An 18,552-nucleotide genomic window follows, 5' to 3' on the forward strand; every position below is an offset into this window, starting at 1 on the left:
TTCCGGCAAGCCCGGGCACCGCCGCTGTGATGCGGCCGCGCTGGACAGCCAGCGGCCGTGATGATGTGGGCTACCTGTTCTGGCGGTCGTGCTCCTGCATGTCCTCATGCAGGATCCGCCGCAGCTCAACGATGGCCGGCGTGGCTTCCTGCACGCTGTGACCGGACACGATCACCTTCTCCGAGTCCGCGTGCGGCAGGTGCGAGCTCCAGTAGGGCACCAGTCCGTCGTCGGTCTTTTCCAGCGGACCATCGGCCTTGGCGCGCGCGATGATCGAGTGGTAGTGCACCTTCGGCGACATCGGCAGGTCGGCCACCGCGCGGACGAAGGGATCATCCTTGTCCAGGTTCTGGATGCTGTTCATCTGGTAGCCGTGCTTGCCGTCATTGCGGTCGATCTGACCATCGTTGGCAATGGTGGCCACGTCTTCCAGCACGGTCAGCGGCAACCGCACCAGGCGTCCGATCCAGCGGCCCAGGCGGGTGCCGGCCACGTCGGTGCCACGGTGCGGCGTGGCGATGAACACCACGCGCGACACTTCCGGTTCCGGCAGGAAGGTCAGCACCGGTGCGCCCTTGGTGCGCAGAAGCTCCTGTTGTGCAGGTGTCATCTGCGCGGTTGCCAGCAGCGTGTCCACCAGATGATCTCCGGAAGAGGAGATCATCAGCCGCGCGATCACGCCGCCCATGCTGTGCCCGACCAGCACCATGTCGTGCGACGCCTGCGCCTTGCCACTGGGATCGAAATGCTTGAGCACTTCGGCCAGCGTATGGCGCATTGCATCGTGGCTCATCGCGATGGGCATGTTGGTCGGGTAATAGAACTGCCAGATCTGGAAATCCTGGCGGATCTCGTCGTCACGCATCAGCTCGTTGGCAACGTTGACCCAGGCTTCCGGGCTGCTGGCCAGGCCATGGATCATCAGCAGCACGCGGCGGTTGGGATCGTACGGCTGCATCATGTACAGATGCGGCGTGTCGATGCCGCCCTTGCTGCCGAACAACGAGCGCAGCGACTGGTGGCTGAAGTTGGAACGGGCAAGCCACAGCGCGTAGCCAGCCGTGAAGTTCGCGGCCAGCGGCACCTGCTGGCCATGCAGGGTGACTTCCGTGACCTGGTAGGGGTCGTGGATCTCCAGCTTCGGCTCGTCGTCGTGCAGCACTTCCCACAGGTTCTTTCCCGAGAAGCGCAGCAGCACCGTCATCGACGGCGACGGCATCTCGCTCCAGCTCTGCGTGGCCGGAGCGCTGGCCTGCGTGGCAGGCGTCGCTGCCGGCGGCGTCGTGGTCGTGGCGGCTGCAGGATCGTCCATCACCGCTACCAGCTCGGCACCGAAGCCATCGCGGCGGTGCACGCTGCGCAGCGTGCCGGTGAACGACAGCGAGGCCGCCGGCACCAGCTCGGTGGGGGTGCGCGTATCCAGCGGCGATGCTTCGCCTGAAGGGGCCAGCACAAAGGTCCATCGGCCCAGCTGGAAGTGGCTGGCTTCGCTGTGCACGCGCCCGGTGGCATACGCGTTGTACAGCTGCACCGAGGCTTCCTGCACGGCCAGGTTGTAGTAGTCGCGCACCTGGGTCTGGCGGTCTTCGAAGCCGCGCTGGTTGGCGGTGCGCTCGGTGAAGAACAGATAGGCGTAGGCCTGGCGCGCGACCTGCATCCACGCGTCCAGGCGCGGTTGGAAATCGGCATCCAGCTCGTTGATCGCGCTCTTGGCACGGCCGGAGGTGGAGTACTCGCGCTTCGGCGCGGGCAGGGTCATTGCATACTGCAGCCACAACTCGGACAGACTCGAACGCTTGTCCTCCTCGCGCACCACGATGCTGCCTTCCATCGCTTCGATGCAGGGCAGGCCCGGCTTGGCGCAGACGCCTTCATCCAGGCCGGCCACGCGCAGCGTTTCCATCGTCGCCGAGCTGAGCTTGCCGGTGGTGAGGATGTCGCCGCGCTTGAGCGCGATGTACTGGCCGGGCGTGACCGAAGTCACCTGCACCGAGGGGCCGAACTGGCGCAATGTCGCGCAGCCGCCCAGGGTGAGCAGCACGGTGATGATGAGGGTCGTGCGGCCGATGAAGCCCAAGCCCATGGTAGCCATACGATCCTCCTGCGCGGTCGCGCCACTCTAGCGGTCGGCCTGTCAAAGCGGAAGATACCGGGCGGTCGGTTTGGGCCCCTGAGCCGCTGCCGTGCAAGCGATTCAGACAGGTTCGTGTGACACTGGGGTGAATGGAGCGATGCAGGGACTGCGATGACGTGGCTTGAGACCCGGATCCCGCCGCCGCTGGTGATGCTGCTATGCGCGGGGATCGGCTGGCTAGGGAGCCGACTGTGGCCGGAGGCGGCGTTGCCCCTGCCGATGCCGGCGCTGATGGCAGGCGGGGTGATGGCGATTGGTGTGGCGCTGAACCTGCTGCCGAAGCTCGCGTTCCAGCGGGCGCGCACCACGGTCAATCCGCTGCGCCCTTCAGCATCGAGCGCGCTGGTCATGCACGGCGTGTACCGCTACACGCGCAATCCGATGTATCTGGGCCAGGCAACGATCCTGGCCGGTGCAATGTTGTACCTGCAGAACGCGATCGCGTTGCTGGCTGTACCGTTGTTCGTGCTGTACATCACCTGGCTGCAGATCATGCCGGAAGAGCGGGCGTTGCTGGCCCGCTTTCCCGAGGTGTATCCGTTGTTCCGCCAACGTGTGCGGCGTTGGCTGTAGCGGGGATCAACCCGTTACCGGGTGATCTGGCACTTCACGGCAGCGGAATAGCCTTCGTAGTCGTCGCCTGCGATCACGTGCAGGGTGTGTCGCTTGTCGATGGCCTTCACGTATGAAGGCTCTTCCGTGTTGGCGTGCTCGTTGACCGTGGTTACTGACCATGCCTTGGCCAGACGCTTGGAATCAACGCCGTTCAAATAGACGAAGAGGCTCTTCTCGCCCTCGGCCACGTTCACATCGGCACTGGTGACGGTACCGCCGAACAGGGCGACCGGCTTGTCCTCCGGCTCGAAGGTGCCACCCGGTTTCCTGGCCAGGCCAGCGGCCTGCAGTGCATCGATGGCTTCAGCCTCGCTGAAGTTGGAGCCGGCCTTGCAGGCGAGCAGGGCTTCCAGCGTGGCGGTGCCGGGGGGCGCGATGGCCGGTGCGGCGGCGAGCGTGGCTGGGGCTGCGGCGAATGCGGCGAAGAGCAGGGTGAGGGCGAGAGGGGCTTTCATGGCAGGTCCTTCAACGTGTTGCGGGATAGCCGGTGGCGGGGCGAACAGACCCGGCCACCGGCGACATTCGACGCGATGGGTCAGTCGAACCAGACCAGTGGCATGTCGGCATTGAGCGACATGTGGCGGAAATCTCCCAATACCTGGGCCACGGCCTGCACAGTGTGGCAGCCCGTCCCCAGCGCGGATGATCCCGCGCTCAGGTAGCTGGCGGAGATGGTGCGGGTGCTGACCGAGTCCGGCTTGGAGCCCAACTGCTGGGTGCCGAGGCTGCCCACCTGCTGGCCATCGATCTTCAGGAACAGGAACACGCTTCCGCCACCGTCGTTCGGGTCACCCTGCACGCGGGACTTCGTCGAGAAAAGCACCACGCCGTTGTGCCCCTGCGGAATGCAGACCTGGCCCTCGCCAATGACCACCTGCGAGCCCACCGACGGACAGCCCGGCGCGAAGCCATTGGTCCCGACGCAGACATAGGCGAATCGGCGGTAGGGGCCTGCGGCGGCGTAGTTGAATCCAGGATTCAACCCCTTTCCGACCACGCCAAAGCCGTTGGACAGCGTCACCAGTCGGGAGTTGGCGCCGAACTTGTACTTTACGTTGTTGGTGTTGGCGTCCTGCGGTTGGTAGTACGGCGATTCGGACGCGACGAAGCTGACAGTGCTGTAAGCCGGCGGATTGACGAACAGGCCCTGCGAATAGAAGGGAGCCTGCGTTTCTGCGCCACTGAAGATGTCATTGATCGACCAGGTCATCGATTCGATGCCGGGCTCCTGCTCGTTCAGGAAAATTCCCATCATGCCATCGCCGTAGTTGCCCCACGCGAACGCGCGGCCGGAAGCCATGGCCACGATGGGGCCACCGGGATTACCGGCCTGGGCAGTCATCAGCAGCTTGCGGTCCTTGGCCTGCAGCGCCATTCCTTCAGGGCTGCCGACCGTATTGAAGTCCAGCTGTGCGGTGTCACTCGCAAGGCCGCTGTTGGTAACCGCGCCCGCAGAGGTGATGAGCACGGAGAGGTTGCTGGCGGAGCCGAAATTGACGGCCGAACCGATGGCCTGCCCGGCCAGGTTGACCGTATGGCGTCCGGCAGGCAGGTACTTGGCACCGATGACATTGAAGGAGTGCTGTTGGGCCGACGTTGACTGCCGCCAGTCGATGTAGCTGTCGTTGGAGACCACCTCACCGTTGATGGTGATGTAGGCATTGGCAGCCGAGCTGCCGCCAGGGAAGTACCGTCCATCCGACTGCACGTACACCCAACCGGGGGCGCTCAGATCGATGGTGCTCGAAAGCAGGGTTGCCGTGCCGGGTTGTACGCGCTGGTCAGCGGCCAGCTGTAGATAGCGGGAGCCTGGCGTGGCAGCGGAAGCCTGCCCCAGTGCCAACGCCACGGCCAAGCCCACAAACAGTGTGATGCGCTTCATCTGATGTCCTTTCAGGTTTCGGGTCACGTCGTGTGACGCATGGACTCTACTGGATCCGGATCTCAGCTTCTGTGACTGGCTCCCGATGCGGGTGGCATTGGGGGAGGTCGGATCAGCAGGCGGGGGCGCCATCTTCGGGAAACAAAAAAGCCGGAGCTCCGTTGCGGGAGATCCGGCTTCTTGCGGCCTCGACAGGCCATACAGATGGTGGAGGTGGGCCCTACCGCAATGTGAACGTAAGTTGTTGATGGTGCAGGTGGTTGCTGCTGGTGTTCGAATACGATACCCCCAGCCATACCCCCATGCTATGCAGCCTTCGCGGGTTCAATTCCATTCCGCTCCGCCACCCGCGCGGCCTGCCAGGCGTCCACCTCAGCCTCGATCCAGCCTACCGCGTTGCCGCCGAGCGGCACAGGCGCAGGGAAGGTGCCAGCGCTGATCCGGTCGTAGATCGTGGTCTTGCCCAAGCCCGTGCGGCGCTTGACCTCGGGCATCTTGATGAAAACGAGCGGCTCGGTAGCCATGGTGTCCTCCTTCAGACCGACGCCAGCGCCGCGCGCTGGGTCTTGGGTTTGCGCTCGGCCAGGCCGAGCTGGAACTGCAGGACGTTGTCGGCCGCCGCAGCCGCCGCGGCCGGCCGCGCGATGCGCGCCGGCCGGTTGAGCCGACGCCATGCCTCGATGGCCTTGTAGGGATCGGCGTGCTTGCTGGTCGACCTGCAGGCGCATTCGACCAGGTGACCACCGCCGGCGGAGGCGCAGCGCTTGTCGTGGATATGGCGCGCGCGGTGCCCGGCGGCGCAGTTCGGCAACCCTTCCGGGTGGCTGATATGTTCCTGGGTCATGGCTTCTTGCACTCCTCGATGTGGGCCTGGAGCTTTTCCAGGAGGAAGGCGGCTTGCCCTGCACGGTGGCGGCGGTCGTAGGCGTTGAGGTTGGCCGGCGCATCCCTGAGCCACTGCAGTGGCTGGACCAGCCATGCGGGGTCGAACGGGAGCAGGGCGCGCGGTTCGACCTTCTTGTCGGGCGGGAAGCAGTCCGGGCCGGCCCAGTCCTCGCTCATTCCGCAGCGCGTGCACACGCGCCGCTGGAAGTCGTGGTCCTTCTCTGGCTGGGGTACGCGCGGTGTCTCGAACAGGGCGCGGACCACGAGCCCCCGCTGGTGCGCGGCGTAGACGTGGCCGGCGTCCGCCTGCATCCAGCAGCCAGGCCGGTGATCGTCCTTGTGGCGGTACTCCCAGCGCACCGGCTGAGCGATGTAGAGCGCTTTCAGCAGGGTGTCGGCCCAAGCACGCACCTGGCGCCCGTCAACAGAGGAGGCCGGATCAACACGCCGCATCGCGGAGACAACCGCGGCGACAGGCGACGATGCCTTGGTGGCCTCGACAGCGGTAGCCGGGGAAATGGGCAGTGGTGCGGTCATGCGAACAGGTCCAGTTGGGCCGGCTGTGCCGGCGGCAGGGTGGGCACTGCTGATCGTTCAGCGGCAATCAGGTGCAGCAGGCGCGTGCGGTTCGCGGCGGCCAAGTCCATGCAGTGCCAGAACGGCGGATCCATCAGGCCCCCATCGCCGGGGCCAAGCAGGCGCACGCGCCGAGCGAGTGCCAAGTGCTGCCGCATGAAGATCAGCAGCCTGTGTCGGGCTAGGGGGACGCCAGCGGCGATCATCGAAACATCTCCAACTGCTGCGGGACGGCCGGACGACGGATTGCGTAGGGGTTGGGATCTCGCTCGTTGAGCAGGTCCTGGGCGATATGGAAGTGGTAGCCGCGACCGTTCATGTCGGTGATGCAGGCCATCGGGAAGTAGCAGACCGCGACGGCACCGGAGCAGAACAGGTAGTAGCCGCGACCACACGGCGCGTGGCCGGCTTCGGTGCTGCTGTCCAGCATGTCGCGCGTCCAGCCGGCGGCGATCCGGACGGCTACCGCGTTCGATGCGATCTCCCATGCTTCGTCTCGGTCCATGATCCGCGTCGACACCATGCCCATGGTTCGCAGCGCAGCATCCATGTCGCCGGTAGCAAGCGCCTGAAGCGCCTGCCCTCGGGCCTCCCACAGGCGAGCATCCTGGGAAGTGATCGAGTCGAGCTCGACCCCGGACATGCTGGCCAGCTGCCGGCCGACCTCGCGGTGGTCGATTGCAGCGGTGAGCAGCTGGTCAGCCATGGGCGGCCTCCTTCTGCTGGAAGTGGTGCACGACGATGACAGCGCCGGGCAGGCCGCTGTCGATCAAGGCGCGGCGGTTTGCCTCGCCATATGCGATCAGGCAGATCGGCCCCCCGCTATTGCCACGTGCGCGGGTGCCGTCTGGCCGGTGGAAGTGAGGCCGGTTTGCCAGCATCAGAACGGCACTGGCGCGACGCCACACGTAACGCTGGAACATGGCCGTCTCGGTGCGGGCGAAGGCCAGCGCGATCCCGTTCCCGTGTTTCGCCATGCGCGCCAGCCACGCCTCGGTGTGGCGCCCGAACGGCGGGTTGCACCACACCCGGCCATGCCACTCCGCAGACAGCCCATCTTCCGGCAGCTCGATGTGTCGGGTAGCTGTCGGCCACGGGCGCGGCGATGGAGCAGCGCACGGGTCAAGGTCGAATGCCCCGAGGGCGGCAATGATCTCTGGAGGAGTCAGCCATGTGTGAGTGGCTGCCTCCGGTCGTGCGGCATAGGGATGCGCACGGCTCATTTGCCCACCGCCTGACTGTCGATCAGGGCCAGCAGTCGGTCGGCCTCGTTCACTTCAAATAGCGCTGACCGTTTCATTTCAGTGTCTAGCTCTCCGCTGTTCACGGCTACGGCTTTTGTCCACCGCCAACATTCAACAGCGGGGCGGAACTGCCCCAGGTCCACGGCCTGCGCTGGCGGGGCGGCGTATCCCTGACTGCGATGAACCAGTGATTCCACGTATGGCAGATGCGCGGCGGCAACCTCCTGCGCGTCCTTGATGGTCATACGGCGCTGGCCCGGCTGTTTCAGGAAGTGAGCCGCATCCTTGGTTGTGGTGCCCGCGATGATCCTGCGCAGCGCATCGCGCAGCGTCACAAGGCTCGACGCGTCGTCATCTGACCATGCGCATGGGATTGGGTCGGTTTCCCCAAGTGCCACCGGCTCCCCCACCGGCTGGCGGGCGGCGAGTGCTGCTTTCAGTTCGGCCAGCTCGCCGTGAACAGCGGCGTAGATGTCGTGCGGTACGCGGAACTCAATCGCTTCCTCGATCCGCCCGATGCAATCCAGCGCATCCTGACCACCCGGCTGGCGGGCGGCGATGCCCGGAGCAAGTCGGCGCTCCACTTCTGCGATTGACTGCGCGGTGCCGTACACGACAAAACCCGGACCACCGAAGCTGTGGTCCATCATCGCGCGCAGCTTCGCGATGGTCTGTGCGTCCCCCTGACCACCCGGGGAGGGCTGGGCGGAGAGGGCGGCTTGCCATACTCGCCATGCCTCGCGGGTTTTCAGGCTGCGATACTCGTTGCTGTCGGTAGGCATTCGACTCGTACCCAACGGAAACCGCTGAGACGCGCACCACGCCTCAAACCGCGCCCGCTCGGCCTGATCCCCCAGTCTCACCCTCCCACCGGGCTGCACGTCCGCCAGGGTCTTGTTGTCGTTGCTCATGACTGCATGTCCTTGCTGTTGGTGGAGCGCGCGCTGTGCGCGGCGAGGTGTTCCCAGCGTTCGGCCTCGCCCACGTAGTACGCATGGCGTTCCTGCCGGACAGTGGCGGTGAACTGCACGTCGTGCAGTGCACGCTCGGCGGCGGCGCGGTTTGCCGCTGCCATGCGGGCTGGGTCGTGATCGAAGATGTCGAGCTGGTTACGCACGCTGGACTCCTGGAAGGGATGCCGGCTGTTGGAACCCGGCCGGCGCGGGTTCCCTGCGCTACAGGGGGAGAGCGCAGGGCAGGGGATCAGTGGATGTCGTCAGCGGCGAGCTGCGCGCGCTGCCGTTCATCGCTGCGGCGCTGCATCTCGGCCTTGAACGCTGGCCAGCTGGTCTGGAGGTCTTCCCAGCAGCGCCATGCGAAGAACACGGCACCGATGGCGCAGGCCAGTGCGACCTGGTCGACGTGGTTGCGTAGCGCCCAAGCGAGCAGAGCGAGGAGCAGGCCGACGACGACGGCGCAGAAGAACGGCAGGGCCAAGTGGCGCATCACTCGGCTTCTCGGCTCAGGCGGTAGTCGGCGAAGCGATGTGCCTTCCAGCCGTCCACGCGGTAGTACGGGCCAGGCTCGACTTTGGCCACCCAAGCTGCGAGCAAAGCGTCCAGTTCGGCACGCTGCTCGACGGTAGCGCCGCTGAGGAAGTCGTCGCCGGATTCGCCGATTTCGTCGCTCAGGCGTTCCTGGACCAGATCGCAGAACTGATCCGCTGTGAGCAGCGTTCCCGTGTCGATGACCTCGGTTTCGCCGATAGACACTTCGGTCACGTCCTGGGCGCAGGTATCGAATGCGTCTTTGATGGCTTCGTCGATGGACCCGAACGGGCCATGCCAGATTTCTTCGTCTTGCGACCAGCTGTAGGTGGGCTTATCCATTGCTGTGCTCCTGCGGGATGGTTGCCATGCGGGTGATCGTTCCGTCGGCTGCGACCTCGGCCACGACGGTTGTGTCGGTGCCGGCGGCCAGGTCGAGGCCGATACGGATTGGCGGGGTGATGGGCGGGATGCCGACGGCCATGGCGGCGAAGAAGTCGTGGTCGGTCATGGCTGCACCCCCGTGAAGCTGAAACCGCAGGCGTGCTGACAGTTGCCGTTCTTGGCTTCCCAACGCAGCGAGGCGATTTCTTCCTGGTGCGGCGCCAAGGCGTCTTTGATGGACTGGAACGAGGGCAGGGTGAAGTCTTGGAAGGCCGACAGCTTCTCGGCCAACCAGATGGCGCGGTAGTGGGTCGGCAGTCCGCGCTGCACGCATGCTCCGGTGACCACGTGAGTGACCTGCCAGTCGCCCAGTTCGGCCGTGGTGCGGTCGCCCATCATGGTCGACTCGTCGTCGCTGTAGACGTGGTGGCAGAAGAACGGGCCGACCACAAAGCCGGTGAACTTGCTGGGCGGCGTTGCGTCAACGCGCTGCAGGTCTTCGCCGCGCGGCAGCGTGAAGGTCTGCATGGCGGCCGGTACGCTGGGAAAGACGGTCACGCGGCACCGCCTTTGACGCGGGCGACTGCAGCACGCAGATCGGACAGGTCTCCGCCGCCATCGCAGCAACGGCTCGCCTCATTGATCAGTTCAGCGATTGCATCCTGAAGCTGGAGAACTGCGACCTCCGCTGGCTTCCCCGCGCGCTGGCCCATCAGGACGGCGATTCCTTGCAACTCTTCGACCGCAGAAACGGCGCGGTAGGGAATGACGGCGTTCATGCAGCACCGCCTTTGACGTGCATCTGGCGCATGGCGGCGCCGAGCTGGTCGACCATTTCGCCGACGGCGCGCGCGGCGCTGTATCGGCCGCTGAGGAAGTCCTTGCGCGCGATGGCAGCGGCGGCGTCCGCGTTGTGCGGGTGGTATCCGAGGCGCAGCGCGGCGTGGCGCACGACGTCGGCGACGGCCTTGGCGCGGACGCGGCGGGTGGGGAAGTAGAGGATGACGGCGCTCATGCTGCGGCCGCCTGCGGATTGCTGCGATCGATGGAGGCGCGCTGGTCGATCAGATCGGCCTGAAGGATCAGATACTCGGCGACCTTCCTGGCCTCAAACGGGCTCAGGCTGACCAGGGCGTCGCCGACCTGGACGACGACGGTGCCGGCGTGGGGCCGGGATTCGACGCGGGCTGCGCCGCGGCTTGTAGCAGTGATCGATGCCATCTTCTCTCCATGCCCGAGCCCGGATGGACCCATACAGAGGCGATGGATACAGGCTACAGAATGCTGTAATTCCATGTCAACAGAATTCTGTAACTTCTTTCTGGCGGCGCTGAACGAGAGAAGCCCCGCTAAGCGGGGCTTCTGCTATGGGGTCCGCTGTGTGCTACTTCATGCGGTCTGGATCGAAACCACTCACATCGAACGTCCAGGTCGGAGAGCCTTCTTGATAAACGCTGGCTTGAATACGCACTACGTCTACGGCCTGCATTCGGCGAAGGAAATCAGAATACCCTTCGATGAACAGAGTCTCCGTGGAGCCATCGGCAGGTCCGGATGCTCGGAATGTTCTTGGCGTCGCCTCACCAAAGCGGACCATGACGGTGCAGCCAGAGTAGCTGGGACACTGAAGCTGCCCGCGCTCGATCCTTAGGATGATGTCGTTTCCATGCTGTGGATGGCGTCGGACGCTGAGCATCGCGTGCTGAGGCGTTGCATACGGGAACTTGAACTCGTGGGTATTGCTGCTTAGAACGAAGGCCGCTTGTGCCTTCTTCCCCGTCATGGGGTCATCGTTCGTCCGATAGTCCCACTGCTTGCCAAGTGTAGCCTTCCGGAGCTGTTCTTCCAGGCGGGGTACTAGTTCCGCTGCTTCCTTCCCTTCGGGTGAATCCGGCGACAGCGAAACTGCGCTTCTCGCTGCTTCCAGCCTGGTTTCGAGAGGAAGCTTGTCGTTCCGCGTGTCCTGGATTAGCCGTGCTTGACGTTGCTCGGGTGACTCGCTGGGCCGGGAAGTCTCTTGCTCAAGGGCATCTTTCGAATGATCGCGGGACGGCCAGCATGATGCGATCACTGCCACGACCACGACAAGAACGATGACAAGCGCGAAGGCGGCGTTCCTGCCCTTCGACCCGGGGTTTGCAGATAGATGACCTTCGGGAATTGGAGCGGCACAGCGCGGCTTCACAGGGTGGCCGCAGTTCGGGCAGGCTCCCGCCTGGTCGCTGACCTCTCGTCCACACTCCACACACGGAATCAATGCCACGAGCGCCCCTCTATTCCATTAGTTGAATCTTTCAATGCGGTTGCGCAAGTACACCTTCCCGCCAATCACCGTTCCTTTCGGCATGGGGAATGCCGGGTACAGCGCGGCATTTGCGCTCACGATATAGATGGCATCGCCGCGGTCCTGGAGCCCCTTCACCTGCTGCCCATTGCCGCTATTGAGTAGATAGATTCCGTCGCCATCGAACGCAACTACTCCGGTGTCCACCATGAGGGCTTCGCCAGGCTGAATCACAGGGATCATGGAGTCGCCGCGACCAGTTACGAGTACCAGCCGGCCGGGCGGTGGAACGAACCCGACTATCGAACGGATGTAGGTGGGTGCAAAGTCCATACCGCGAACGACGTCGGGGAAGTCATCATTGATTCGTCCATCGCCCATGTCCGCGTCTCCATCCAGTTGTTGGACGCGAACATAGTCGGCGGCGGTCTCAGTCGCTAAGACCGATGAGACGGAAGCAGCTGGGGCATCGTCGGACGCAACCTTCGGACCTTTTCCGGTTTCGAGCCAGCGTTGGGAAACCCCCAATGCTTCAGCGATCGCGCGCAGCTTCGTAGTCGTGCGCATGCCCCCACGTTCCAGCTCGGCCAGGGTGCTGTATCCGATACCGGTCTTGGACGCCAGCTCGCGGCGCTCCATGCCTTGTGATTCGCGCTCGCGGCGAACTCGGGTGCCGATGTTTTCCATACGGGAATGGTCACAGAACTCTGTAACAGAATGCTGTTGACTGAAATTACAGGATTCTGTAGCTTGTCTGTCCATGGACTGGAAATCTCAAATTCAAGGGTTGATCGGTGCAGGTGCGACCGTTGATTCGATCGCAGCTGGAATGGGAGTTACCCCGAATGCCGTCCGCGAAGTTCTTGCGGGAAGAACGAAGGCGCCCCGGGCTGACGCTGCATTCCGACTGGCGCGCATGGTCAAGAACCTGAACGCGGAGCAGGGTTCGGCCAGCGAAGCGATCCGGATCGAGATCGACAGCCGCATGAGCAAGCGCGCGCTGCGCGCCAGGCTGGGTATGTCGACGGACAAGCAGCTGGCCAAGGTGCTGCAGCTGCCGACCGAGCAGGTCGAGTCCTGGACGGAAGAGGGCGCCTTGCCGGCGCTGCCGGAGATCCAGCGGCTGCTGGGCGTCCAGGAACAACACCAGGCGCAGCCCGCGCCGCACGACCCCGACGAGAACCGTTACGCCCCCTTGGAGGTTGCCTGATATGCGCGCGCTGAAGCGACGACTGGCGATCCATCGCCGGCTGCGGGCCTTCCAGCAATGGGAGGTGTTGGCAATGCGGCTGATTTCTGGCAGCGCGGGTGACGCGTTCCGGGCGCCGTAGGCGCCTGCCATCCATGAGTAGTTGATGTCCATGGCGCACATGTTGCGCCGCACGAATGCCTGAAACCACGTTCACGAGAGCCCCGAATGAACATCATCGACGCAGCCCACAAGACCGTGCATGGCTATCCAGGCGGTAGCGAGTCTCTGGCACCGCGCATTGCCATGTCAGCGGCGGTGCTCCGGAACAAGGTCAATCCGAACAACTCCACCCACCACCTGACGCTGGTCGAGGCTAGCGAGGTGATGGGCGTGACCGGTGACTATCGAATCCTGCACGCCTTGGCCGGCGAGCACGGCTACACGCTGAGCAAGATGGAAGGCAGGACCAGCGGCAGCCTGATCGGCGCGCTGCTTGCAGCCGCCGGCGCCAAGGGTGATCTGGCCGAGGTCATCGCCGAAGCGATGGCTGATCAGCGGATCACGCCGAACGAGGCCAGCACCATCGCGCAGCACTGCGCGCGCCTGCAGGAGATCTTTGCCGAGCTTGCCCAGCATGCGGCGAACGCTGCCGCGAGGGATGCGCAATGAACCATCCGGCTCGTTCCAGCGACCTGAGCACCAGTCACGACGCGGCGCACTACGTGGTCGCCAGCGGCCTGCAGGCGCACCAGCACGACCAGAGCGCCAAGGCTGTGACGGACAACCCCGGCATGACCAGCAAAGAGCTGGCGCAGGCTACCGGCCTGGACCGCTACATGCTGGCCCGCCGTCTGCCTGAGCTGATCAAGACCGGCCGCGTGTGGCGCGGCCCCAACAAGCCGTGCGCGGTCAGCGGCCGCACCGCTTGCACCTGGTGGCCGGTCGCACCGGGCCAGAACCTGGCCTTGGGGATCTGACGTGAGCGCACGAGTTACAGGCATGGTCTTCGACCGCTACCCGAACGGCGGCGGCGAGATGCTGCTGGCGCTGGCCCTGGCAGACCACGCGCACGACGATGGCACGCACATCTTCCCGTCGATTGCGCGGCTGGCCGAGAAGACCCGGCAGTCGGAGCGTTCGGTGCAGTATCAGCTGCGCCGCATGGAGCAATCCGGCTGGCTGGTGCTGGTCAACGCCGGCATCGGTGGCCGTCGCAGCGGGTTCGGTGAAGGCGGTCGTACTCGCCAGTATCGGATCAACCCTGAATGGATGAAGGGTGCAGAAATTGCACCCTTTGCAAAGGGTGCAAAACAGGCCTCAGAAGGGTGCAAAACGACGCAGGAAAGGGTGCAAAACGGCGTTGAAAAGGGTGCAACAGCTATTGCACCCGAACCAAGAGCAACCAAGAGCAACCAAGAGCAACCCTCACACCGCGAGTGTGAGCGCGAGGCCGATCCGCTGGCGCTGACCGCCGAGCAGGTCGACCGCGAGCTGGCCGGTTTCGGAAGCACGCCGACCGGTGTCGACCGCGAGCAGCTGGCCCGGTTCGTCCGGCACCGCGCCGCGATCCGCCGACCGCTGTCGGTCCAGGGCTGGCTGCAGGTCCGCCAGCAGCTGCTGGACCTGATCACCGCCGGCCACGACCCGAACGAATCCCTGAAGCAGACCATGGCCGCCGGCCTGTCGCTGCCCGTGATCCCTGTCGCCCAGCCATCCGCAGGAGCAACCCATGCAAGCCCTCAACACGGTTCTGCCGACCGCACCGAGCAGCTCGAACAGCAGTTCTACGCCCAACGCCGAGGCTGTGGCCACGATGGCGGCGCTGGGTTCGAGCCAGGCGATGTCGTCGACGCCGAGTTTGCCGTCGTCGGCTGAGCCGCTGAGCGAGGCGCAGTCGGGCTACCTGTGGGAGTTCTGGAAGCAGATGACGGCCATGTTCCCGGGCAAGTGGGAGCGCGAGAACGGCGCGGCGCCGTTCAAGAAGGACGGCAGCCTGACCATCGCAGCCGGCACGTGGTTACAGGTGCTGCAGGGCCGTAGCCGGGCACAGCACGCGCGCGGCATGGCCTGCTGCCTGACCGAGGGCCGGGAGTGGCCGCCGAACCCGCCGAGGTTCCTGACGATGTGCCTGGATATTCCGGTCATGGCGGCGGTGGAGCGGGAGATGGCGCCGGGCCGGCCGCAGAGCGGCTTCACGGTGCTGGTGCGCTCGCTGCTGGACCTGCACGTCTACGCCTCGGCCGACCACGGATCGCAGCAGCGCCGGATGCTGGAGGAGGCCTACACGCGCGCTGTCCAGCACGTGGTCGATGGCAACCCGCTGCCGCAGCCGGTGCTGGCGATCGAGCAGGAGAAGCACGGCGTGCGGCCGGTGCGGGATCGGGATTCGGCGCGCGCCGCGATGGAGCGGGCTGCGGCCGAGCTGAACTTCGATGGTGACTGAAGCGGAGCTGGCCCAGGCCGAGCAGGCCGGGCGCTGGGCGCGGGATGCCTGCCGTAGCCGGGAATCAGCGCCGCGGTACGAGATGGGGCAGGACGGTGTGACGCGGCGACGCCGCTGGCAGGCCGGATGGGACAAGCGGGACCAGGAACTGAGCGCCGCACGGCGCAGCACGACGAGGGACAGGCGCTGATGGACTTCACCAACTACAGCACGCGCAGCAAGTTCGCCAAGGAGATCAACGCCGGTTACTCGGCGCGGCTCAACGGCCTGCGCCTGAGCGACAACCCGCACCTGATCTGGATCGAATGCGAGACCGAGGACGGTGCTAACCGCAGGGCTGGGCCGATGAGCGAGAAGGCGGAAGCCTGGCAGCACGGGTGGTGGCTGGCGGACCAGGGCGCGCGCTGATGTGGTCGAAGGCACCACCGCCGACGAAGGAAGAAGCACGCCGGATCCGCAAGGCGAAGGCAGGGCCGTGCATGGTCTGCCTTCTGCTCTACACGCGGAACCTGCTTCCTCAGCACCGCGTGGTCTACGGCTGCGACTACCACCACTGCAAGTCAGGAAACATCCGGCGCGGCCATGCCTTCGGCTTCGCCATGTGCCAGTGGCACCACGAGCGCATCCCGCAAGAGGGGAGGTCGTTCGCATGGATGTCCAAGGTCTACGGCTGGAGCTTGAAAGATGGCTCCAGAACCTTCCACGAGCTGTACTGCTCCGATGACGAACTGATCGCGCAGCAGACCTATGTAAACCATCTCAGGAGAACCGCCAATGGCTAAGCCGACAGGCCTGTCCGACGAGGTCAGGACCATTTTCGAAGCGCGGAAGGGCCAGTCGCTCGGCCACCAGCAGGTGTTCGAGTTGATGGACGTGACCGGCGTCGACAAGACGAAGGAGCGCAACGGCGTCCGCGATGTGCTGACGTGGCTGGTGAGCTGCGGCTACCTGGTGAAGAGCGGCGCCAGGGCCACCGCCGCATACCGCTACAGCGGGCAGGGCATGCGCTTCCACAAGGCGACGGCGGAGGAACTCCGCGAGCGGCGCATCGAGCGCGGCCGAGCCTACCGTGCGCGCAACGGCGCACAGCCGAAGGCACCACGCGTGGACAAGATGACCATCAACCGTTCTCAAGTGGAGCGGCTGTCGGGCTTGGCCCCGGCGAAGGCGTGGGGCAAGGATAAGAACAGTCAGCGGCCGGCCGAAACGGTGGAGCAGTTCGAGGCACGCGGCGGGCAGGTGCAGCGTCTGACGGCCAGCTGGGAGCAGCGCGCATGAACACCGTGTTCCGCGTGGGCCAGTTGGTCGTGGTGAAGGAAGACCCGGACGTGTTCCCGTTTTGTGGCGAGATCGCACGCGTTTCTGTTCTGGATGTTCCTTGTATGGAAGGGATCGGAATGGAGGTGATCAGCGATCACCTGGGCCGTTTCAAGGGCACCTACGAGCAGTTTGAGCCCGTTCCTGAAATCAAAGGGAAGCACTGATGGACGCCATCGAGAAGCGGGTGAGTGAGCTGCTGGCCAGTTGCCTGGACGAGTGGGGTCACCATCAGGAAGCCGAGAACGTTCGGGAGGGCGAGGACCTGGAGAGCTACGAGCTTGAGCTGCGCCTCATCGGACAGCTGCTGCGCTTCGGGTTCGAAACTGGAAGTGGTCGCGAAGCTGCGGCCCCCACGCCGCCCGAGGGCTACGTGATGGTGCAGGAGACCCAGCTGCGCCACCTCCTGAGCGATGCAATCACCTCGGTCGAGTTCATCGCCGGGCGTGGGCAGTCCAAACCCCTGTCGCGTCGTGTCAGAGACCAGGCGTGGGCACTGGTCGAGTTGATTCCCGCGAGAAGGAAGGTGCCGTGATGGCGAGATCTTCGGAGCACGTGTGCGAGCAGGCGGGCTGGCCAAACCCGAACACGCAGAACGCGTCGTTGACGCTGGCGTTTCGGATGGTGGTCAGATACGGGCACAGCGTCCCATCGGTCGAGACGTTGCGCGCAGATTTCGGTATCAGCAGGGCAACGGCGTACAGGTGGCGCCGGGCATTCGTCGAAGCGGTGCAGGCCCATGCAGGCTGACCGCGCGCTGGAGCTTGTTCTGCCCTGGCCGAGCAAGGAACTGTCACCGAACGCCAGAGTCCACTTCCGGGTGAAGGCTCGGGCGACGAAGCACGCCCGACAGACGGCGGTGGTGCTGGCGCACGAGGCGGGTTGGCGCGCGCTGCAGCTGCCGGCGGGGAAACTGCACCTGTGGGTGAGCTTCCACCAGGCGCCGGGGAAGGCGCTGCCGGACGACGACAACATGCTTGGGCGGTTCAAGGCGTACCGGGACGGCATCGCGCAGGTGCTGGGCATCGACGACAAGCGTTTTATCAGCCACCCGGTCGTCAGCAGTGAGCGCCGGCCAGGCGGCCAAGTGGTGGTGCGGATTACGGGCGGGCCGGCGGCGGCCGGCCACTCAACGACAGGGGAACGGGCATGAATCCACGTGAGGCGATGGGGCGGCTGGGGCCGACCACGGTGAAGTTCGACATCGGCCGGGGAGGCGGGAAGCCCGACCTGACGAACCAGGACATTGCCGCGGCGCTTGGCATGGTGCCGGCTGGGCTTGGCCGGGAGCTGCTGGAGGCGTGCTGGTGGCCGGACGGCGCCGCGCTGCGCCGGCACAAGCTGCGGGACGCGGTGATCGCGCTGGTGACGCCAGAGCTGCAGCGCCAGCAGCGCCGGCTGGCTGAGGCCCGGACGGATCTTGGGCTGGCTGAGGTGTGCATGGGCTGGGGCGGCGCGGCGACGGCGGAGCAGCGGGCGAACCGCGATGCGGCCCAGCAGCGGCTCGGCCGGATCAAGGCGCAGTGCTGGCCGATCAGCACCTTGGAGTCGCTGCCGACCCTGGCGGCGGCAGTGATCAGCGAGATCGCCAAGCGGCCGCACTGCGCGGCCTGCGAGGGCAGGGGCCAGGCGATGGTTGGGGAGCTGCTGGTGCCGTGCAAGGTGTGTGGCGGATCGGGGCTCGGCCCGGTCAGCGATCGGCGGCGGGCTGCTGCCATCGGCCGGGATGAGTCCAGTTACAGAGAACGCTGGCGTGGCGTGTACGAGTGGCTGCTGGATAGAATGACGGAAGCGGAACAGGAAGCGGCTGCCGCTTTGGCCATGTCGCTCCGTGACATTTCGGAGGTCGCTTGCTCTCGACAGATCGCTTATTGAAATGGCTTGCGTATGCCGAAGCCAACGCGGTTCCCGACCGCATACCGCGCACTGGTCCAGCCGGAGAGGCTGTCCGAGGTGTGAGCGTACTGCTTAAAGTTGGCGATGGTGAGTTCAACCCGTCAATGCAACATGATCAACAGTTGCACTGATAGGAGCGAACGATATGGCAAGGATGGGGCGGCCCGGCATGTCTCGAGCCCAGAAGCGAGATCTATGGCGACGATGGAAGGG

At 65.2% G+C, this 18,552-nt stretch carries 33 protein-coding genes; 13 read left to right on the top strand and 20 right to left on the bottom strand.

Annotation, left to right across the window (positions count from 1 at the left end; genetic code table 11):
- Positions 1-70: 70 nt before the first annotated feature.
- Positions 71-2,092 (bottom strand): triacylglycerol lipase, encoded by a 2,022-nt coding sequence (locus QRO91_RS12775; RefSeq protein ID WP_100443614.1) that lies wholly within the window; start codon positions 2,090-2,092, stop codon positions 71-73.
- A gap of 153 nt (positions 2,093-2,245) precedes the next feature.
- Between QRO91_RS12775 and QRO91_RS12780 the strand changes: the two genes are divergently transcribed.
- Positions 2,246-2,707, top strand: coding sequence for an isoprenylcysteine carboxylmethyltransferase family protein (locus QRO91_RS12780; protein WP_049429124.1), 462 nt, complete (start codon positions 2,246-2,248; stop codon positions 2,705-2,707).
- Positions 2,708-2,721: 14 nt separating this feature from the next.
- Here the strand turns inward: QRO91_RS12780 and QRO91_RS12785 are convergent, their stop codons facing one another.
- The 19 genes from QRO91_RS12785 to QRO91_RS12875 all read right to left on the bottom strand — a co-directional run bounded on the left by QRO91_RS12785 (position 2,722) and on the right by QRO91_RS12875 (position 12,178).
- Positions 2,722-3,204 carry a hypothetical protein gene (locus tag QRO91_RS12785; protein WP_049429123.1) on the bottom strand — a complete coding sequence of 161 codons (483 nt, stop codon included), beginning with the start codon at positions 3,202-3,204 and terminating at the stop codon, positions 2,722-2,724.
- An 80-nt stretch (positions 3,205-3,284) separates the two neighbouring features.
- Entirely contained in the window at positions 3,285-4,631 is a 1,347-nt protein-coding gene (locus QRO91_RS12790) for a hypothetical protein (RefSeq protein ID WP_049429122.1), read from the bottom strand.
- A gap of 305 nt (positions 4,632-4,936) precedes the next feature.
- Entirely contained in the window at positions 4,937-5,155 is a 219-nt protein-coding gene (locus QRO91_RS12795) for an AlpA family transcriptional regulator (protein WP_049459583.1), read from the bottom strand.
- A gap of 11 nt (positions 5,156-5,166) precedes the next feature.
- A complete protein-coding gene (locus QRO91_RS12800; protein ID WP_197650907.1) occupies positions 5,167-5,475 on the bottom strand; it encodes a hypothetical protein in 309 nt (102 codons plus the stop codon).
- Positions 5,472-6,053 carry a hypothetical protein gene (locus QRO91_RS12805; RefSeq protein WP_285310418.1) on the bottom strand — a complete coding sequence of 194 codons (582 nt, stop codon included), beginning with the start codon at positions 6,051-6,053 and terminating at the stop codon, positions 5,472-5,474. The genes QRO91_RS12800 and QRO91_RS12805 overlap by 4 nt, the downstream gene beginning before the upstream one ends.
- The gene (locus tag QRO91_RS12810; protein ID WP_197650905.1) at positions 6,050-6,298 is read right to left on the bottom strand and encodes a hypothetical protein; all 249 of its coding nucleotides are present in this window, start codon (positions 6,296-6,298) and stop codon (positions 6,050-6,052) included. The genes QRO91_RS12805 and QRO91_RS12810 overlap by 4 nt, the downstream gene beginning before the upstream one ends.
- A complete protein-coding gene (locus tag QRO91_RS12815; RefSeq protein WP_197650915.1) occupies positions 6,295-6,798 on the bottom strand; it encodes a hypothetical protein in 504 nt (167 codons plus the stop codon). Before QRO91_RS12815 ends, QRO91_RS12810 begins: the two co-directional genes overlap by 4 nt.
- Complete coding sequence (locus QRO91_RS12820; protein WP_197650904.1) at positions 6,791-7,315, bottom strand: adenine methyltransferase; 525 nt, start codon at positions 7,313-7,315, stop codon at positions 6,791-6,793. The genes QRO91_RS12815 and QRO91_RS12820 overlap by 8 nt, the downstream gene beginning before the upstream one ends.
- The gene (locus QRO91_RS12825; protein ID WP_197650914.1) at positions 7,312-8,247 is read right to left on the bottom strand and encodes a hypothetical protein; all 936 of its coding nucleotides are present in this window, start codon (positions 8,245-8,247) and stop codon (positions 7,312-7,314) included. The genes QRO91_RS12820 and QRO91_RS12825 overlap by 4 nt, the downstream gene beginning before the upstream one ends.
- On the bottom strand, positions 8,244-8,453 hold the full coding sequence (locus tag QRO91_RS12830; protein WP_197650903.1) for a hypothetical protein: 210 nt from the start codon (positions 8,451-8,453) through the stop codon (positions 8,244-8,246). The genes QRO91_RS12825 and QRO91_RS12830 overlap by 4 nt, the downstream gene beginning before the upstream one ends.
- 86 nt (positions 8,454-8,539) lie before the next feature.
- Complete coding sequence (locus QRO91_RS12835) at positions 8,540-8,782, bottom strand: hypothetical protein (protein WP_197650902.1); 243 nt, start codon at positions 8,780-8,782, stop codon at positions 8,540-8,542.
- Positions 8,782-9,165 carry a hypothetical protein gene (locus QRO91_RS12840; protein WP_049450614.1) on the bottom strand — a complete coding sequence of 128 codons (384 nt, stop codon included), beginning with the start codon at positions 9,163-9,165 and terminating at the stop codon, positions 8,782-8,784. Before QRO91_RS12840 ends, QRO91_RS12835 begins: the two co-directional genes overlap by 1 nt.
- On the bottom strand, positions 9,158-9,334 hold the full coding sequence (locus tag QRO91_RS12845; RefSeq protein ID WP_197650913.1) for a hypothetical protein: 177 nt from the start codon (positions 9,332-9,334) through the stop codon (positions 9,158-9,160). The genes QRO91_RS12840 and QRO91_RS12845 overlap by 8 nt, the downstream gene beginning before the upstream one ends.
- Complete coding sequence (locus QRO91_RS12850) at positions 9,331-9,765, bottom strand: hypothetical protein (RefSeq protein WP_197650901.1); 435 nt, start codon at positions 9,763-9,765, stop codon at positions 9,331-9,333. The genes QRO91_RS12845 and QRO91_RS12850 overlap by 4 nt, the downstream gene beginning before the upstream one ends.
- Positions 9,762-9,986: a hypothetical protein gene (locus tag QRO91_RS12855; RefSeq protein ID WP_197650900.1), complete on the bottom strand. Its 225-nt coding sequence runs from the start codon at positions 9,984-9,986 to the stop codon at positions 9,762-9,764. Before QRO91_RS12855 ends, QRO91_RS12850 begins: the two co-directional genes overlap by 4 nt.
- A complete protein-coding gene (locus QRO91_RS12860) occupies positions 9,983-10,222 on the bottom strand; it encodes a hypothetical protein (protein ID WP_197650899.1) in 240 nt (79 codons plus the stop codon). The genes QRO91_RS12855 and QRO91_RS12860 overlap by 4 nt, the downstream gene beginning before the upstream one ends.
- Positions 10,219-10,428: a hypothetical protein gene (locus QRO91_RS12865; protein ID WP_197650898.1), complete on the bottom strand. Its 210-nt coding sequence runs from the start codon at positions 10,426-10,428 to the stop codon at positions 10,219-10,221. The genes QRO91_RS12860 and QRO91_RS12865 overlap by 4 nt, the downstream gene beginning before the upstream one ends.
- Before the next feature lie 163 nt (positions 10,429-10,591).
- A complete protein-coding gene (locus QRO91_RS12870; RefSeq protein ID WP_197650897.1) occupies positions 10,592-11,470 on the bottom strand; it encodes a hypothetical protein in 879 nt (292 codons plus the stop codon).
- 18 nt (positions 11,471-11,488) lie between these two features.
- A complete protein-coding gene (locus QRO91_RS12875; protein ID WP_197650896.1) occupies positions 11,489-12,178 on the bottom strand; it encodes a helix-turn-helix transcriptional regulator in 690 nt (229 codons plus the stop codon).
- A gap of 229 nt (positions 12,179-12,407) precedes the next feature.
- Here QRO91_RS12875 and QRO91_RS12880 point away from each other — a divergent pair, with 229 nt between their 5' ends.
- The 12 genes from QRO91_RS12880 to QRO91_RS12935 all read left to right on the top strand — a co-directional run bounded on the left by QRO91_RS12880 (position 12,408) and on the right by QRO91_RS12935 (position 18,318).
- Positions 12,408-12,701, top strand: coding sequence for a hypothetical protein (locus tag QRO91_RS12880; protein ID WP_197650912.1), 294 nt, complete (start codon positions 12,408-12,410; stop codon positions 12,699-12,701).
- 207 nt (positions 12,702-12,908) lie between these two features.
- Positions 12,909-13,352: a phage regulatory CII family protein gene (locus QRO91_RS12885; RefSeq protein ID WP_197650895.1), complete on the top strand. Its 444-nt coding sequence runs from the start codon at positions 12,909-12,911 to the stop codon at positions 13,350-13,352.
- On the top strand, positions 13,349-13,660 hold the full coding sequence (locus QRO91_RS12890) for a winged helix-turn-helix domain-containing protein (RefSeq protein ID WP_197650894.1): 312 nt from the start codon (positions 13,349-13,351) through the stop codon (positions 13,658-13,660). The genes QRO91_RS12885 and QRO91_RS12890 overlap by 4 nt, the downstream gene beginning before the upstream one ends.
- A gap of 22 nt (positions 13,661-13,682) precedes the next feature.
- On the top strand, positions 13,683-14,558 hold the full coding sequence (locus QRO91_RS12895) for a helix-turn-helix domain-containing protein (RefSeq protein ID WP_285310419.1): 876 nt from the start codon (positions 13,683-13,685) through the stop codon (positions 14,556-14,558).
- Entirely contained in the window at positions 14,524-15,126 is a 603-nt protein-coding gene (locus QRO91_RS12900; RefSeq protein WP_285310420.1) for a hypothetical protein, read from the top strand. Before QRO91_RS12895 ends, QRO91_RS12900 begins: the two co-directional genes overlap by 35 nt.
- A gap of 189 nt (positions 15,127-15,315) precedes the next feature.
- Positions 15,316-15,534 carry a hypothetical protein gene (locus QRO91_RS12905; protein WP_197650892.1) on the top strand — a complete coding sequence of 73 codons (219 nt, stop codon included), beginning with the start codon at positions 15,316-15,318 and terminating at the stop codon, positions 15,532-15,534.
- On the top strand, positions 15,534-15,908 hold the full coding sequence (locus QRO91_RS12910) for a Ref family recombination enhancement nuclease (RefSeq protein WP_043034778.1): 375 nt from the start codon (positions 15,534-15,536) through the stop codon (positions 15,906-15,908). The genes QRO91_RS12905 and QRO91_RS12910 overlap by 1 nt, the downstream gene beginning before the upstream one ends.
- On the top strand, positions 15,901-16,404 hold the full coding sequence (locus QRO91_RS12915) for a hypothetical protein (RefSeq protein WP_197650891.1): 504 nt from the start codon (positions 15,901-15,903) through the stop codon (positions 16,402-16,404). Before QRO91_RS12910 ends, QRO91_RS12915 begins: the two co-directional genes overlap by 8 nt.
- The gene (locus QRO91_RS12920; RefSeq protein WP_197650890.1) at positions 16,401-16,610 is read left to right on the top strand and encodes a hypothetical protein; all 210 of its coding nucleotides are present in this window, start codon (positions 16,401-16,403) and stop codon (positions 16,608-16,610) included. The genes QRO91_RS12915 and QRO91_RS12920 overlap by 4 nt, the downstream gene beginning before the upstream one ends.
- A complete protein-coding gene (locus tag QRO91_RS12925) occupies positions 16,610-16,978 on the top strand; it encodes a hypothetical protein (protein WP_197650889.1) in 369 nt (122 codons plus the stop codon). Before QRO91_RS12920 ends, QRO91_RS12925 begins: the two co-directional genes overlap by 1 nt.
- A 204-nt stretch (positions 16,979-17,182) precedes the next feature.
- Entirely contained in the window at positions 17,183-17,596 is a 414-nt protein-coding gene (locus QRO91_RS12930) for a hypothetical protein (RefSeq protein ID WP_197650888.1), read from the top strand.
- Positions 17,593-18,318, top strand: coding sequence for a hypothetical protein (locus QRO91_RS12935; protein WP_285310421.1), 726 nt, complete (start codon positions 17,593-17,595; stop codon positions 18,316-18,318). The genes QRO91_RS12930 and QRO91_RS12935 overlap by 4 nt, the downstream gene beginning before the upstream one ends.
- Positions 18,319-18,552 lie beyond the last annotated feature (234 nt).

This window comes from Stenotrophomonas maltophilia group sp. Smal32 (genome assembly GCF_030237085.1).
Classification (GTDB): Bacteria; Pseudomonadota; Gammaproteobacteria; order Xanthomonadales; family Xanthomonadaceae; genus Stenotrophomonas; species Stenotrophomonas maltophilia_Q.